The organism is Granulibacter bethesdensis (assembly GCF_001889525.1).
GTDB lineage: Bacteria > Pseudomonadota > Alphaproteobacteria > Acetobacterales > Acetobacteraceae > Granulibacter > Granulibacter bethesdensis_C.
Map to the genome: position 1 here is coordinate 1,376,741 of NZ_CP018192.1, position 14,445 is coordinate 1,391,185.

Annotated in this window: 16 protein-coding genes and 1 tRNA gene; 5 read left to right on the forward strand and 12 right to left on the reverse strand. The window is 57.3% G+C overall.

Annotated features, from left to right (window positions below):
- The first annotated feature begins 20 nt into the window (after positions 1–20).
- Positions 21–95, forward strand: a tRNA-Val gene (locus GbCGDNIH6_RS06335).
- An 87-nt stretch (positions 96–182) separates the two neighbouring features.
- On the opposite strand, the gene uraD is transcribed toward GbCGDNIH6_RS06335, so the two are convergent.
- On the reverse strand, positions 183–716 hold the full coding sequence (gene uraD, locus GbCGDNIH6_RS06340; protein WP_095413393.1) for a 2-oxo-4-hydroxy-4-carboxy-5-ureidoimidazoline decarboxylase: 534 nt from the start codon (positions 714–716) through the stop codon (positions 183–185).
- Between the two features lie 131 nt (positions 717–847).
- On the opposite strand from uraD, the gene uraH reads away from it, so the two are divergent.
- Together uraH and GbCGDNIH6_RS06350 are read left to right on the forward strand one after the other, a co-directional pair.
- Positions 848–1,195 carry a hydroxyisourate hydrolase gene (gene uraH, locus GbCGDNIH6_RS06345; protein WP_072563251.1) on the forward strand — a complete coding sequence of 116 codons (348 nt, stop codon included), beginning with the start codon at positions 848–850 and terminating at the stop codon, positions 1,193–1,195.
- Between the two features lie 3 nt (positions 1,196–1,198).
- Positions 1,199–2,395 (forward strand): urate hydroxylase PuuD, encoded by a 1,197-nt coding sequence (locus GbCGDNIH6_RS06350; protein ID WP_072563252.1) that lies wholly within the window; start codon positions 1,199–1,201, stop codon positions 2,393–2,395.
- A 12-nt stretch (positions 2,396–2,407) separates the two neighbouring features.
- On the opposite strand, the gene GbCGDNIH6_RS06355 is transcribed toward GbCGDNIH6_RS06350, so the two are convergent.
- Positions 2,408–3,025 carry a metal-dependent hydrolase gene (locus tag GbCGDNIH6_RS06355; RefSeq protein ID WP_232449727.1) on the reverse strand — a complete coding sequence of 206 codons (618 nt, stop codon included), beginning with the start codon at positions 3,023–3,025 and terminating at the stop codon, positions 2,408–2,410.
- A 181-nt stretch (positions 3,026–3,206) separates the two neighbouring features.
- Between GbCGDNIH6_RS06355 and sthA the strand changes: the two genes are divergently transcribed.
- On the forward strand, positions 3,207–4,697 hold the full coding sequence (gene sthA, locus GbCGDNIH6_RS06360; protein ID WP_072563254.1) for a Si-specific NAD(P)(+) transhydrogenase: 1,491 nt from the start codon (positions 3,207–3,209) through the stop codon (positions 4,695–4,697).
- A gap of 92 nt (positions 4,698–4,789) precedes the next feature.
- Here the strand turns inward: sthA and yajC are convergent, their stop codons facing one another.
- A complete protein-coding gene (yajC, locus tag GbCGDNIH6_RS06365) occupies positions 4,790–5,152 on the reverse strand; it encodes a preprotein translocase subunit YajC (protein WP_072563255.1) in 363 nt (120 codons plus the stop codon).
- Positions 5,153–5,346: 194 nt separating this feature from the next.
- Here yajC and GbCGDNIH6_RS06370 point away from each other — a divergent pair, with 194 nt between their 5' ends.
- A complete protein-coding gene (locus GbCGDNIH6_RS06370) occupies positions 5,347–6,240 on the forward strand; it encodes an ATP-binding protein (RefSeq protein WP_232449728.1) in 894 nt (297 codons plus the stop codon).
- A gap of 11 nt (positions 6,241–6,251) precedes the next feature.
- Here GbCGDNIH6_RS06370 and GbCGDNIH6_RS06375 read toward each other — a convergent pair whose 3' ends face one another.
- From GbCGDNIH6_RS06375 to GbCGDNIH6_RS06415, 9 genes are all read right to left on the reverse strand, one after another.
- Entirely contained in the window at positions 6,252–7,418 is a 1,167-nt protein-coding gene (locus tag GbCGDNIH6_RS06375) for a M48 family metallopeptidase (protein ID WP_081369995.1), read from the reverse strand.
- The gene (locus GbCGDNIH6_RS06380; protein ID WP_198355719.1) at positions 7,337–8,497 is read right to left on the reverse strand and encodes a YjgN family protein; all 1,161 of its coding nucleotides are present in this window, start codon (positions 8,495–8,497) and stop codon (positions 7,337–7,339) included. The genes GbCGDNIH6_RS06375 and GbCGDNIH6_RS06380 overlap by 82 nt, the downstream gene beginning before the upstream one ends.
- 182 nt (positions 8,498–8,679) lie before the next feature.
- A complete protein-coding gene (gene panB / locus GbCGDNIH6_RS06385) occupies positions 8,680–9,501 on the reverse strand; it encodes a 3-methyl-2-oxobutanoate hydroxymethyltransferase (RefSeq protein ID WP_072563258.1) in 822 nt (273 codons plus the stop codon).
- Between the two features lie 10 nt (positions 9,502–9,511).
- Complete coding sequence (serS, locus tag GbCGDNIH6_RS06390; RefSeq protein ID WP_072563259.1) at positions 9,512–10,783, reverse strand: serine--tRNA ligase; 1,272 nt, start codon at positions 10,781–10,783, stop codon at positions 9,512–9,514.
- A gap of 112 nt (positions 10,784–10,895) precedes the next feature.
- The gene (gene tatC / locus GbCGDNIH6_RS06395; RefSeq protein WP_198355720.1) at positions 10,896–11,678 is read right to left on the reverse strand and encodes a twin-arginine translocase subunit TatC; all 783 of its coding nucleotides are present in this window, start codon (positions 11,676–11,678) and stop codon (positions 10,896–10,898) included.
- A 108-nt stretch (positions 11,679–11,786) separates the two neighbouring features.
- Positions 11,787–12,320 carry a Sec-independent protein translocase protein TatB gene (tatB, locus tag GbCGDNIH6_RS06400; protein WP_072563260.1) on the reverse strand — a complete coding sequence of 178 codons (534 nt, stop codon included), beginning with the start codon at positions 12,318–12,320 and terminating at the stop codon, positions 11,787–11,789.
- Positions 12,313–12,966, reverse strand: a complete 654-nt coding sequence (gene scpB / locus GbCGDNIH6_RS06405) for an SMC-Scp complex subunit ScpB (protein WP_072563261.1) — start codon at positions 12,964–12,966, stop codon at positions 12,313–12,315. The genes tatB and scpB overlap by 8 nt, the downstream gene beginning before the upstream one ends.
- Positions 12,963–13,748 (reverse strand): segregation and condensation protein A, encoded by a 786-nt coding sequence (locus GbCGDNIH6_RS06410; RefSeq protein ID WP_095413440.1) that lies wholly within the window; start codon positions 13,746–13,748, stop codon positions 12,963–12,965. The genes scpB and GbCGDNIH6_RS06410 overlap by 4 nt, the downstream gene beginning before the upstream one ends.
- 1 nt (position 13,749) lies before the next feature.
- Positions 13,750–14,445, reverse strand: a complete 696-nt coding sequence (locus GbCGDNIH6_RS06415) for a site-2 protease family protein (protein WP_072563263.1) — start codon at positions 14,443–14,445, stop codon at positions 13,750–13,752.

The following is a 14,445-nucleotide window of genomic DNA, read 5'->3' on the forward strand; positions in this document are numbered from 1 at the left end:
ATAGAACGCGCCCATCGGATGGGCGCGTAGCTCAGCGGGAGAGCATCGCCTTCACACGGCGGGGGTCACAGGTTCAATCCCTGTCGCGCCCACCATCCTTTACCAGTCAGCCTAGTGGCAAAATCCTTAAAACACAAGAATGAACGGCACCTTGTGACAATCGTGCGAAATCATTCCATCGGTTAATCACGGCTGGCGGAATGACCGAATCTGTCATTCAGCCTGAACCATGCGATCTGATTAATCTGATCCAGCGCCTCCTGCCTTTCCTCCCTCTCGGTCCTGCTCAGACGCGCTTTCATCGCGGCGATAATGCTGTCGGGACCATGCCCCCTCACCGCGATGATAAAGGGATAACCGAAGCGTTCACGATAGGCCCGGTTAAGTGTCATCAGACTATGCCGGCGCGCATCGTCGCACTCATCAAGTCCGGCCGCGTGCTGTTCGTAACGTGATTCAGGGGTCAACTGCATTGCCCTGTCAGGCGCCAGTTCCGGATGGGCGTGGATCAGGGAAAGCTGTAATGGCGGATCAGCGCTGTCCACAGCCTGCGCCAGTGCTGTATGCAGGCTTTGGATATCCCCAAAAGGCTTTGTCCGCCAAGCATGTTCGGCAACCCATGGCGAGCTTTCGTAAATTCCTTCCAGCATCGCCATAAATTCTTCCCGTGGCATATTTCTGCTGAACGGCCAGCAGGGCTGACGGTTTCCATCCATGATGCATCATTCCCTCTCTTGGCAGAGCATCCGCCAGCCTGCGATGCTGGCGACCCATCTGGCGACCAATCTGGCAGCCCATGACAAGACATCATTAAAGCCGTCCATCACCAGCAGGCAAAGGCATCTGAATGGGACAACTTACCACGCATGTTCTCGATACGGCGCGGGGCGTGCCTGCCGCGGGGATTCAGGTGCGGCTTTATCGCCAGGGAGAGCCTGACCCCCTGATCATGACAATCACCAACAGCGATGGTCGCTGTGACGCGCCGCTGTTGCAGGGAGCAGCCCTGATTGCCGGACGCTATGAACTTGCTTTCGATGTAGGAGCCTATTTCGCTGCCCAGGATTCCTCCCTGCCGGATCCGCCATTTCTGGAGACCGTGCGTCTGGCGGTCGGGCTTTCTGACCCGTCCGCGCATTATCATGTGCCGCTGCTGGTCTCCCCATGGGGATACACCACCTATCGGGGCAGTTGAGCGATGAACCTGCTTTTTTCTTATTTCGGCAGCTGGCTGGAACTGCTTTTACGCTGGTTTCATGTAGTGGCCGGCATCGCGTGGATCGGTGAGTCGTTCTATTTCGTGATGCTGGATCGTGGTCTGCGGCCCCCTCCTGCCGATGCGGCATCACGTGGCGTGGCTGGAGAGCAATGGGCTGTGCATGGTGGCGGATTCTACCATATGCAACGCTATCGCATTGCGCCGCCTGATCTGCCGCAGGAGCTGCACTGGTCAAAATGGAAAGCCTACGCCACCTGGCTGAGCGGTTTCGCGCTGCTCAGCGCGCTCTATCTGGCCCAACCGGGGTTATATCTGGTTGATCCCGATGTGATGGCGCTGCCGCCTTATGGTGCATCGGTGCTGGCGATCGGATTTCTGATCGTGGGATGGGGTATCTACGACGGTTTGTGCCGTTTGCTGGGTGCGCGTGATGTCGCTCTTTCCATAGCAGTGGGGCTGTTCGTCATCGGTGCCTCCTGGGTAGGAACCCATCTTTTCTCAGGCCGCGCCGCTTTCCTGATCATCGGAGCAATGCTCGCCACCATTATGACGGCCAATGTGCTGATGGTGATTATCCCCGGCCAGAAAACCATGGTTACCGCCATGATGCGCGGAGAAACACCTGATCCCGAACCGGGACGCAGAGGGCGGCAGAGATCGGTTCACAATACCTATTTTACCTTGCCGGTCGTTTTTACGATGATCAGCAATCACTACGCTTTCACCTTCGCGGATCATGACCGGTGGATCATGCTCTGTGCCATCATGCTGGCCGGTGCGCTGACAAGACAGTTTTTCGTCGCTTGGCACGAAGGGCGGCGCGTCTGGGCGTTGCCTGTCTCCGCCACGGTTATCATGGCAGCGTTGATTGTATGGAGAGCACCGTATCCCCTCCATACTACCGCAGAAAACAGGGCTACCGCCCCCTCGTTTTCCCGGATTATGACCATTGTGCAGAACCGCTGCACGCCATGCCACTCCGCTCATCCCACATTGATGGAAAGTGCTCCGTCTGGTCTGGCGCTTGATACGGCCGATGCCATCATGGCCAACGCGTTGCGCATTCAGCAGCAAGCCTCTGTGCTGAAAACCATGCCGCTGGGTAATGCCACCCATATGACCGAGGAAGAGCGATCCGCCATGACACGCTGGGTCGAAAGCATGGCTCACCCTTGACGAACAAAAAGCTCAGATACTCTGCCGGCCTGCTGAACCGTGATGCACCCGGTCAGCCGTCACCGCCCGACTGCCATGAGCATGTCCGGATGCACAGAAAGGAAAGAAATCTTTCGGCAGCACAATACAGGCCGTCTGCCTCAACCCGACCAGACTGCTGGCGGGGCTGACCCCGGTGGCCGATCCAGCCCCCCAGAGCGCAAGCGCCACGATCAGCGGCTCAAATGCCGACCCGGTGCGACAGAGCGGCAAGGCCCAGGTGCCTTTCAGCGGCCAACCCAGCCGCAATCCGGCAGGAGTGAGCAGATCAGCCGCCAGATGCGACAGATACCCGGTTACCAAAGGATCAATGATGGTCCGGGAAAGCCGCGAATGCTGCATAGCCCAGCCGCAAGCGATGATTGCCAGCAGGGAATGGGTCACGCCACGATGGCCGAAAGCCTTGCTCAACGCGATCGACAGACCACCCAGACGCTGGCCAACCCATGATTTCGGGTGATCCACATCCGGCAACAACGCACCAACCACAGCCAGCGCCAACCCCGTCGCATCGGCGGGGGGAAGACCCAGCTTCGGCGCGACGATCAGCCACGCTGCCGCGCCAAGCGCCACGTGGGAGCCAGCCATCATCGCGAAACGCCCGTGTCTACAAACGGATACTATCACTAAAGTGAGAGAATCGGCTCCACAAGCTTGATTCTGAATAATTTTTTAAACCTTGTGCCAGTCGGTTCCCCTGCTGGCAGAAAACTGGAAAGAATACACTCCGGATCAGGCAACACTTTTATCAAAAAGGCGGGACATTCTTCGTATGGTGAGTCTCGATAATTCAGACACCCTTTCGACCGATCAGATTTACGATCTGATCGTCATTGGCAGCGGCCCCGCCGGGCGCAGAGCGGCCATTCAGGCTGCCAAGCTCGGCCATACCGTGCTGGTGGTAGAGCGAGGCCAAAAAGTAGGTGGGGTTTCGGTCCATACCGGCACGATCCCCTCCAAAACCCTGAGGGAAACTGTTCTCAATCTGTCCGGCTGGAGGGAACGGGGATTTTACGGTCGTGCCTATCGGGTCAAAAAGGATATCGAAGCCGATGACCTGATGAACCGTCTGCACATCACACTGTCGCATGAGGTGGATGTGCTGGAGCACCAATTCTCTCGCAACCGCGTCCGTACCATCCATGGCGTGGCACACTTTCTGGACCGGGAGCATGTCGAGATAACAACCGCCCCGGACATAAGCTTTGTAGCCCGGGCGGCCCGCATTCTTATTGCAGTCGGCACCGTACCGCATCGGCCTGACAATATTCCATTCGATGGAAGGACGGTTCTCGATAGCGACGAAATCATCTCTATCCCTACCCTGCCTCGCAGTCTGACGGTTATCGGAGCTGGCGTCATCGGCGTTGAATACGCAACGATTTTCCATGCGCTGGATATCAAGGTCACGCTGGTTGAGCCTCGTAAGACAATCCTGGATTTCATCGACAGCGAATTGGTGGATGACTTTCTGCATCAACTCCGTGATTCCGGCATGACGATCCGCCTCGGCTCGGCAGTCGAAGGGATTGCCTTCGAAAACGATCATCCGGTCACGCTTCTCGAAGGCGGCAGGCGTCTCCCCTCCGACATGGTGCTCTATGCAGCCGGTCGAAGTGGCGCCGTCGAAGGACTGGGACTGGAAACCATCGGGCTGGTCCCGGACAAGCGTGGACGTCTGAGCGTCAATCCACAGACAATGGAAACATCCATTCCTGGTATTTATGCAGCCGGTGACATTATCGGTTTCCCCAGCCTTGCCTCCACCTCCATGGAGCAGGGGCGCATTGCCGCCTGTCATGCTTTCGATGCGCCCTCACCGCCTGCTCCGGACTATTTCCCCTACGGCATCTATTCCGTGCCGGAAATGTCCACGGTCGGATTGACCGAGGAACAGGTCAAGGAACGGCATATTCCTTATGAATGCGGGATTGCCCGCTTCAGGGAGACCTCCCGCGGGCATATCATGGGCCTTTCCAACGGCCTCATGAAGATGATCTTCTCCCTCAAAACCCGCCGCCTGCTGGGTGTACATATCGTAGGGGAAGGTGCGACGGAGCTGATCCATATCGGGCAGGCCGTGCTGAACCTGCATGGCACGCTGGATTACTTCATCGACAACACGTTCAATTATCCGACCCTTGCAGAAGCCTACAAGATCGCTGCGCTGGATGCCTGGAACCGCATGGCCTATGAAGCACCCTTGCCTACAGCCCCGCTTCCGGCTGATCCAGTGCTGGGAGTGCCCAGCACCACGGCCTGAAAACACAAAAGACGGTCACATCCAGCTTGGCGGGCGTGACCGTCTTATTTGATCCGACACTGATAGTGACGGGATTATCCGTCTGTCATCAATCAGCCAGCCTTGGAAGCAGGTTTCGTATCATTAGCCGCCTGTGGATTGACGACGCTGGCGATAGTATCGCGCAGCACAATCACTTTGACATTCGGCGCAATCTCGACCTCGATTTCAGGAGTACCATCGGTGGCCTTGACCACACGTCCGACAATACCGCCCGATGTTACAACCTGATCGCCGCGCTTAAGGCCGGCAAGAATGGCTTTCAACTTCTTTGCCTGCTGCTGCTGAGGGCGAATGAGCAAAAAATAGAACACGCCAAATACTAGCAGTAGCGGCAGATACTGCATCATCTCGGTGGTGCCGACGCCTCCGACAGACTGGGCGAAGGCCGGGGTGATCAAGTTTGGAAACATCATATATACCTTGATGATGGGGCAAAGGCAGGTAAAGACACGGCCTGAACCGCAACCGGCCGGTGCCGCACCATAAATTCTGCTCCCGCTCGCTTCAAGGCCGCTTTCTCACAGCGCCGCTATGCCTGACCGCTGCAGCGGGCTTCACCCTACACCCGAAATCCGGTGATATACAGCCTGTGTCTTCAGAGGGATTGATGATGACATCTTTCAGCCCACAGGATTCCGCCAACCTGCACCGCATTGTCGAAGCTCTGGAGCGTATGGCTCCGCCCCCGCCCCGGCTCCCTTCCTTGCGGGATGCGGACGCTTTCGTATGGGAGCCTGCGGAAAATTATCTCCTGCCGGTTCCAGCCGTCGCATATGTGTCAATCGGCCTGCTGCAGGGCGTGGAACGACAGCAACAGATCCTGCTGGATAACACGCTGCGTTTCTCCAGAGGGCTGCCAGCCAATAACGCCATGCTGTGGGGTGCACGGGGGATGGGCAAATCCTCCCTCGTCAAAGCGGCTCATGCAGAAGCCAATCACCAGCACCCCGGTAGTCTTGCCCTGATCGAAATCGCCCGGGAAGACATTGCGACCCTGCCGACCCTTCTGCGTCTGCTGCGTCATCCCGCTATCGGCAACCCGAGACAGTGCCTGATTTTCTGTGATGATCTTTCTTTTGAAAAAGAAGATGCCGATTACAAGGCGCTGAAATCGGTTCTGGATGGCGGCATTGAAGGAAGACCGGCCAACATTCTGTTCTATGCGACCAGCAATCGCCGTCATCTCATGCCACGAGACATGATCGAAAATGAGCGGTCGACCGCCATTCACGCCTCCGAGGCAACGGAAGAAAAAGTATCACTCTCCGATCGTTTCGGATTATGGCTGGGCTTTCATAATGCCGATCAGGATACGTTCCTGCGCATGGTGGATCAGTATGCCGCCAGGCTGAGCCTGCCGGTCGAGATGCAGACACTGCATGAAGATGCGCTGGAATGGGCTGTCACACGGGGTGCACGTTCAGGTCGTGTCGCCTGGCAGTTCATTCAGGATCTGGCCGGGCGGCTGGGCGTGGTCATCACCCAGGATGCGCTGCGGTAAACGCCGCCGGATTACTCATCGTCATCATTGTCTGTTGTGGACGACGTCTTTTCATCGCAGACCCGCCGCACCGCCTGCCAGTCCTTGTCACTCATGGCAGACGCACCTGAGGAACTGCCCGGATTGGCATGACGTCGTACAATCGTCGCCGGATGGTCGGAGAGGAATTCAACGGAAAGAGAGTGCTCCTCCCGTTTCTCCAAAGTTTCAAAGAAATGAGCGAGACCATCGGAGCGCAACCCGGCTTTATCGAGAAACCGTATTGCCGCTTTATCGGCCCGCTCCTCCTGCCTGCGATTGTAATGAAGCCCCAGCATTTGCGTAGCCAAATCGGCGGACAGGGACCAGCTTCCGCCTGTTATAACTGTCTCCAATACACCTAAACCAACAAGCCGCACCAAAAGCTGCATGGGATCATGATAAAATACATGACCGGTTTCGTGCGCCATGACACCGGCCACTTCATCGGAATCGCGGCTGGCTTCAATCAGACCACACAATAACACAATACGTCGCCCCGGAATCGTAAAGGCATTGACTTGCGGATCATCAATAACATCCAGATGAATAGAACCATTGATCCCGGCTGCATGAGCAATTTTCTGCTCCAGTACACGCAGTGTATGCAGCCCGGCCTTCCCGGTGCAGACACGTTTTTTAGCGATGATGCTTTCCGCAACCTGCTGACCAAGCCATTGCTCGGTATGGTCCGGGATGAAGGGTACAATCCATTCGGGCGCACGCTCGATCAGAATAAATGAGCCGAGAACACACGCAACGATACCTGTGGTTATATAGCACCACACATGCTTCGTGCTTTTGAAGCGTATTCCCAAATGCCCCAGACTGTCAGGATCATTGAGAATCAGCCGGTCAGCATATCCCCGCCGGAACAGGATGACATCGTTTTCCGGCGTTGGCTCGCTATATCTGATCGTCCGTAATTTCCATACCACTGCCGGATGACGAGACCGCTCTACAATCAATCCTGATCCCTGCACATGAACGGAGACGTGATGCGTCTCCGCCGTGCTGCCGTCATGGTATCGCGCAGGATAAGAACGTGGCGCGATACCATTGTCTGGCTGGGAAGTGATCAGAATCCGCTGCCTCCGTCGAAGACATTCAAAAGGCCTTCGCCAGTCGCGGGTAGCGACTGTGTATTCTGGTGCAACCACTCGGCTGGAAGCGGATTGCCTATTACCAAAGTATGGCGCTCCAGAAACCGCATGTTCCGCTGAATAACAAATGGCAGCCCCAAGCCAAGCGTAAACAAGGTGATCAGAAAATTTCCGGTCAATTGTCCCAGCAGTTTCAGCCCGGTAACAGTGCTGAAAAAGCGAAACGATGCATAGGTGGTATTACCAATGACATGGCGAATAAAAAGAGCAATATACCAGCAGGAAATAAGCGTTGCCAGAATAAGATAAATAAACAGCGTCCCAACTCCGACAAGCGCAATCTCCGGCTCGAAATGTGGCAGCGCCTTGAACAGCGTCACGAGTGAACGCCCGTTATCGCTAAATACCCAAGGATCAGCGCCGAACGTAACCGCCAGTACATACCATGTCAGCAGAGCGATACTGAAAAACAGAACAACCATGATCAGGAATGTGGCCAGAAAGGCTAGATAAAGCCGTCCTGCGCGCCCATAAAATGACAGGTTTTCACTGCCGAACTGGCTGTTATTGATTCGGTATTCCGTCAGTCGAACAGCCGCCCATGGTGCCAACTGATAGAGAGTCAAAATTGTGAGCACACCATAAAGCAGTGCGTAAAATGCGTAGGTGAAAAGAGACCCGGTCATTCCGCCACGAATGCCATTCCATTCTGTTCGGCTCAGACGATATCGCTGAGCCGCATAGGGCGCACCGACAGCCAGCAGCACGACGAAAATATAGGCAGCGATGATTGGAACAGGAACAAGAGAAGGGCTGAGCTTAGCAAGGCCATAAGCCGCAGCCCCTGTCGCCGCAATCAGCAGGATCAGCAGACCCAGCACTTTCAAAAAACCTAAAAATAACTCGCCTCCTGTTCCGGTGTAAGTAAAACGAGTCTCTTGAAAACGACAACGCGACCATAGGTAGCGCCTCATTCTGGAAATAGCCCAGAATCGGTAAATACCGAGTGTTACGATACTCAAAAGAAGATTGATCAGAAAAATTTTATAAAGCTCACCTGTTTTTCCGTCATACTGGAAAAAAGGTCTGGGTTTTTCTGATATGGAGGCTTGATAGTCCGTAGAGCTTTCGTTCACCACACACTCTCTCCTTGCCATATCTGACCGGCTCAGGAGTGTGGAATAAAAAAATTACTTAGGCAATATTATTGCAATTTCATGCCTATTATGATGCAAGAAAAATACACTCTGAATGATGAGAGTCAAAAAGGCCATTTTGCATGGCCAGGGAATGATAGTTCTTTGCTTACACAAGATCGCTATCGTGACAGAGTATAACAATGCTCCATCGCCGGGAAGCGCCGTGTGCGTACATCATCCGCATAACAGGCAGCTGCCTCCGCCACTGTCATCGCCAACTCGGCATAGCGTTTCACGAAACGAGGCTGGAACGAACCATATAACCCCAGCATGTCATCGGTCACCAGAACCTGACCGTCGCAATGTGGCGAGGCCCCGATCCCGATGATGGGAACCGCAACCGAGCGTGTGATTCCGGCGGCAACCGGTTCCAGCGTGCCTTCCAGAACGATCATGAATGCCCCTGCTTCCGCCACAGCCATGCCGTCAGCCAGAACACGGGCCGCACTGTCCTCTGTGCGACCGGTGGCACGATAACCACCTTCCATCAGTGTATCCTGCGGCATCAACCCGACATGACCGCAAACCGGAATGCCCCTGGCTGTGAGGAAAGCGATGGTCTCCGCCATCTCCTGTCCCCCTTCCAGCTTGACGGCCCCTGCCCCCGTTTCGGCCAGAAGTCGTGCGGCGTTACGGTAAGCCTGCTCGGGACTTTCCCGATATGTCCCCCATGGCAGATCAACAATGACACAGGCCCGGCTGGACCCGCGCACCACCGCCGCGGCATGGGCAATCATCATATCCAGCGTCACCGGCAGGGTCGTCTCAAACCCATAAATCACCATGCCGAGACTGTCACCCACCAGCAGCACATCGACATGCGGATCAAGATGCCCGGCCATCGGCGCAGTATAGGCGGTCAGGGCCACGATCGGCGTGCCGCCCTTACGGGCGCGCAGTGCCGGAACGCTGATACGTCCTGACCGTACTACACTGCTCATGACGATATCCTCACGCGGAAATACGTTCCAGCCCGCCCATATAGGGACGCAGAACGGCAGGCACATCAATGCTGCCATCCTCGCGCTGACAGGTCTCCATCACAGCGATCAGGGCACGGCCGACGGCCACACCGGAACCATTGAGCGTATGCGGAACCCCCGCCACCTTCCCATCCGCACCACGATAACGGGCGTTCATGCGGCGCGCCTGAAAATCGCGGCAGTTGGAGCAGGAGCTGATTTCCCGCCATGCTTGCTGCCCCGGCAACCAGACCTCCAGATCATAGGTCCGTGCTGCCGAGAAACCGGTATCGCCCGAGCATAAAAAAACACGCCGATATGCAAGGCCGAGATTTTCCAGCACCGTCTCGGCACAGCGCGTCATACGCTCATGCTCGGCATCGCTGTCCTCCGGCCGGGTGATGCAAACCATTTCGACTTTATGGAACTGGTGTTGACGCAGCATGCCACGTGTGTCCCGTCCTGCGCTGCCTGCCTCACTACGGAAGCAGTCAGTCAGTGCGGTCATGCGCATTGGCAGGCTGGCTTCATCAACCACACTGTCTGCCACAAGATTGGTCAGAGGCACCTCGGCGGTCGGAATCAGCCAGCGCCCATCGGTGGTGCGGAACAGATCCTCGGTGAATTTCGGAAGCTGGCCGGTGCCGTATGCCGTTGCGTCATTCACCAGAGCCGGTACCTGCATTTCGGTAAAGCCATGCTCCGTGCTGTGCAGATCGAGCATATACTGGCCCAGAGCCCGTTCCAGCCTTGCCAGAGCACCGCGCAGCACGACAAAACGTGCGCCTGAAAGTTTTGCCGCGGCATCGAACAGCATCATGCCCAGCGTCTCGCCCAGTTCGAAATGCTGGCGTGCGGGGAACGGGAAGGAAATCGGCTCACCGACCTGTTTCAGAATGACGTTGGCACTCTCATCGGGGCCAGTGGGAACTTCGGCATCCAGGCTATTGGGAAGACGCTCCAGCAGGCTTTTCTGCTCCGCATCCAGCGATGCGCTCCGTGCCTCCAGCGCCTCCATCTCATCACGCAGGGCGACAGCGGTCGCCTCCAGCATGGAAGTATCAATCCCCTGGCGCTTGCCCTGTCCGATCTCTTTGGCCAATGCGTTGCGGCGCGCCTGATATTCCTGCAACCGGGTCTGGGCTACGCGGCGATCGGCATCCAGCGCCAGCAGGCTGGATGCGGAGGCAGGCAGGCCACGGCGGCCCAACGCCGCATCGAAAGCGGCGGGATCGGCTCGTAAAGCGCGAATATCGTGCATCTTGCCTCCAAATGGTCGTTCCGGTCCGGATAGCTTTCTGGCCTGCTCCCGGTCCGGCATCACTGAATAAAATCCGGGTATCCGTGCTTATAGCGGAGAGCCTGTCCCGCCGTTAATCCCCGCCTTCATCATTCTCCGATGTGGCTCGTTTCGGGGCGACAATGCGCGCAGCAATGATCGACACCTCATAGAGTGCCACCAGAGGCAAGGCGAGGCCGATCATGGTAATGGCATCGGGCGGTGCCAGCACTGCCGCAATTGCGAACATAGCAACAATTGCATAGCGGCGCTTGGCGACCAGAGACTGCGCGCTGACCAAGCCGACCCTTGCCAGCAGGGACAGCCCGACCGGTAACTGGAATGCGATGCCAAAAGCGAGGATCAGCTTCATCACCAGCGTCAGATATTCCCCGATTTTCGGCTGCAACTCGATCGGGATGCCACCCCCACCATCTGGTGTGGAAAAATGCAGAAAAAACCGCCATGCTGCCGGGAAAATGGCGAAATAAGCCAGCGACGCCCCCATGACGAACAGCACCGGTGTCGCAATCAGAAAGGGCAGAAAAGCCCTTTTCTCCCTGCGATACAGGCCGGGTGCGACAAACATCCAGACCTGTGACGCGATGATCGGAAAAGACAGGAAGGCGGCACCGAAAATACCAACCTTCATGTAGGTGAAAAAACCCTCGGTCAGGGCCGTATAGATAAAGCGTGGATTGGCCACCCCCCGATCCTTGAGCGCATCCGCCAGCGGCTTGGCCAACCAGAAATAAATCGTGTCGGAAAACCAGTAGCACAGCGCGAAACACAGCCCGAATGCCGCCACAGACCAGAGCAGCCTGCGACGCAGTTCCAGCAGATGCTCCAGTAACGGCATCGGCTTGTCATCAATCATGTCGTCTTGTGTGTGCGCTGCCACCAGACTTCAACTTTCACTACAGAATATCATCACACTCACGGACATAACCGGAGCCGGTCTGCGGAGCCATACGTTGTTCAACCCTTACCCCTGATCGGCAGGCGGGATGAAGGCGGGAGCGCGGCGGGCGGAACGGAATGCCTCCCCCGGCGGAATAAAAGCCGGCGCCGTCGCTGCACGACGGGCGGTTTCCGAAGAAACGGTTTTCTCCATCGTCCATTCCGATGCCATATGACTCTTATCCATGGCCGACAAGGAATGGAATGGCCGTTCCTCGACCATATGGGCCTCATCACCACCCATAATCATCGGAGCAGGCGATGGTGCCATCGGATTGTTATCAAAGGTGGAGCGCATCGACCCATCCGGGTCCAGCGTGCGGCTCAATTGCTGACGGAGATTAACGCCACGCAGATCGTTGAAGGTCTCCCGCACCTCACCGAGATCGGCTTCCTTCATCATCTGATCCATCTGCCCCTGAAACTCGGCAGCCATGGAACGCGCCTTGCGGACCATACGTGCGACACCACGCATGGCGCCCGGAATATCCTTCGGGCCAATGACCACCAGCGCGACAACGCCGATCACGGCGATCTCGGACCATGCAAAATCAAACATCGCCCGGTGATCCTTCCACCCGGATTTCTATAGGCGTACTCTCTACAGAGTTTTCTTCATCCTCAGGCATCATCTCGGACTCTGCATCAGAGAAAATGCCTGGATGGGGCGATAGTCTTTCCTGTCCGGCACCATCGGTCAGCAATTCCTCCCGCTTCGGCAGATCGGTCAGGGATGCCAGACCGAACTGCTCCAAAAAGCGTGGTGTAGTACCCCACAGGCTGGGCCGTCCCGGCACTTCCTTGCGCCCACGCGGAGTGATCAGCCCGGCTTCCAGCAATGTATCCAGCGTGGACTGGCTGAGCGTGGCACCACGGATTTCCTCGACCTCGCCCCGTGTGACAGGCTGATGATAAGCAATGACAGCCAGCGTTTCCATCGCAACACGGGGCAACCGCCTTGGCACCTCCACTACCCGACGCAGAGCATTGGCAAGATCCGGCGCCGTGCGGAACTGCCATCCCCCGGCGATTTCGTGCAGCTCAATCCCTCGCCCTGTATAACGCTGACGCAGTAATGGCAGGATCATCTCCGCATCAGCCCCGACCGGCAAGGCATGGGCCAGCGCGGTGACGGAAACCGGGCCGGCACTGGCGAAGATCACAGCTTCCGCAAGCCTGAGATAATGCTCCAACTCATCGTTCATGACTGGTTGCTTTCCGCCTCTTCCGGAGTGTCTTCAGCCATTTGCCCATCGCCACGCAAGAGGATCGGCCCGAACGGCGCCTCCTGCCGCAGGCGTACTGTGCCATGGCGCGCCATTTCCAGCCCGGCAATCAAGGTGCTGGCCAGAGCGGCCTTTCGTTCCAGCGGACTCAGCAGCTCCTGGGGTATAAATTGCTCCAGACTGGTCCAGTCCGGCAGGCTTCCCACCAGCTTTTCCAAACGACCCAGCGCATCCTTGACACTCCAGAAGGACACCGGTTTAGGCCGGTAAATACGCCGCCTGCCGCCACGGCGCCTTGCCGAGAGATAGGCACCCACCAACCCGGCCACATCCAGTTTCAGCCGGGAGCGATCATAGTCTGTAAAATTCTCCGGGGTGCCACGGATGAACACCTCCTGTCCGACCTGCGGACGGCCTGCCAGCCAGGCTGCCAGCCGCTGCATGGCTTGCAGATGGGCCAGACGCTCGGCCAGAGCCTCTCCCGCCAACTCGCCTTCCTCCGCCTCGGCAGGAGACGCTGGAAGAAGAAGGCGGGATTTCAGCCAGGTCAGCCAGGCCGCCATGACCAGCCAATCGGCTGCCAGTTCCAGCCGGACCACACGTGCGCCTTCGACCACGGCCAGAAACTGCTCGACCAGAGACAGGATCGAGATCGTTGCCAGATCGACTTTCTGCCCGCGTGCCAGTTCCAGCAGCAGATCGAGCGGCCCCTCGAACCCCTCCAGCCGCAGCAGCAGCGCGCCATCCTGCGGTTCCGGCATCTCAGCCATCATCATGGCCCGCCAGACGCAGGACGAGGCCAACCGCAGGCCGCAGCATCCGGTCCATCAGCCACCGAACCGGATCAAGGTCCATTCCCAGATGATGCCCCAGCCATGGCAGCAGCATTACGATCATGAGGACCGGCAGAACGCCGTAGCGATCAAGTCTGACCCAGTGCATCGCCACCCGTGCCGGCAACACGGCGGCGACGATCCGGCTACCATCTAGCGGAGGGATCGGGATCAGGTTGAACAGACCAAGCGCAAGATTAAACAGGATGAAATCGAACAGCCCATCCATCACCCACTGACTGGCCTGCGCCGGCATCAACGGCAGCAAGTGCAGCCCCAGCCCGCCCAGCCATGCCAGCAAGAAATTCATCCCCGGCCCTGCCGCCGCAACCACCCCCATCCCCTGTAACGGGTGACGGAACCGCATCACATTGACCGGCACAGGCTTCGCCCAGCCGAAAATGAACCCCGGATGACCGGTTGCAATCAACTGCCCGAGCACCATAAGACCAGGAATGACGATGCTGCCCATCGGATCGATATGCCGCAACGGGTTGAGTGATAACCTGCCCTGCTCCCGCGCCGTGGGGTCACCCAGCGCAAAGGCTGCAAACCCGTGCGCGGCTTCGTGCAGTGTGATGGCAAAAACCGCCGGGATCAGCGAGAGTAGAAGATGCGATAGCAT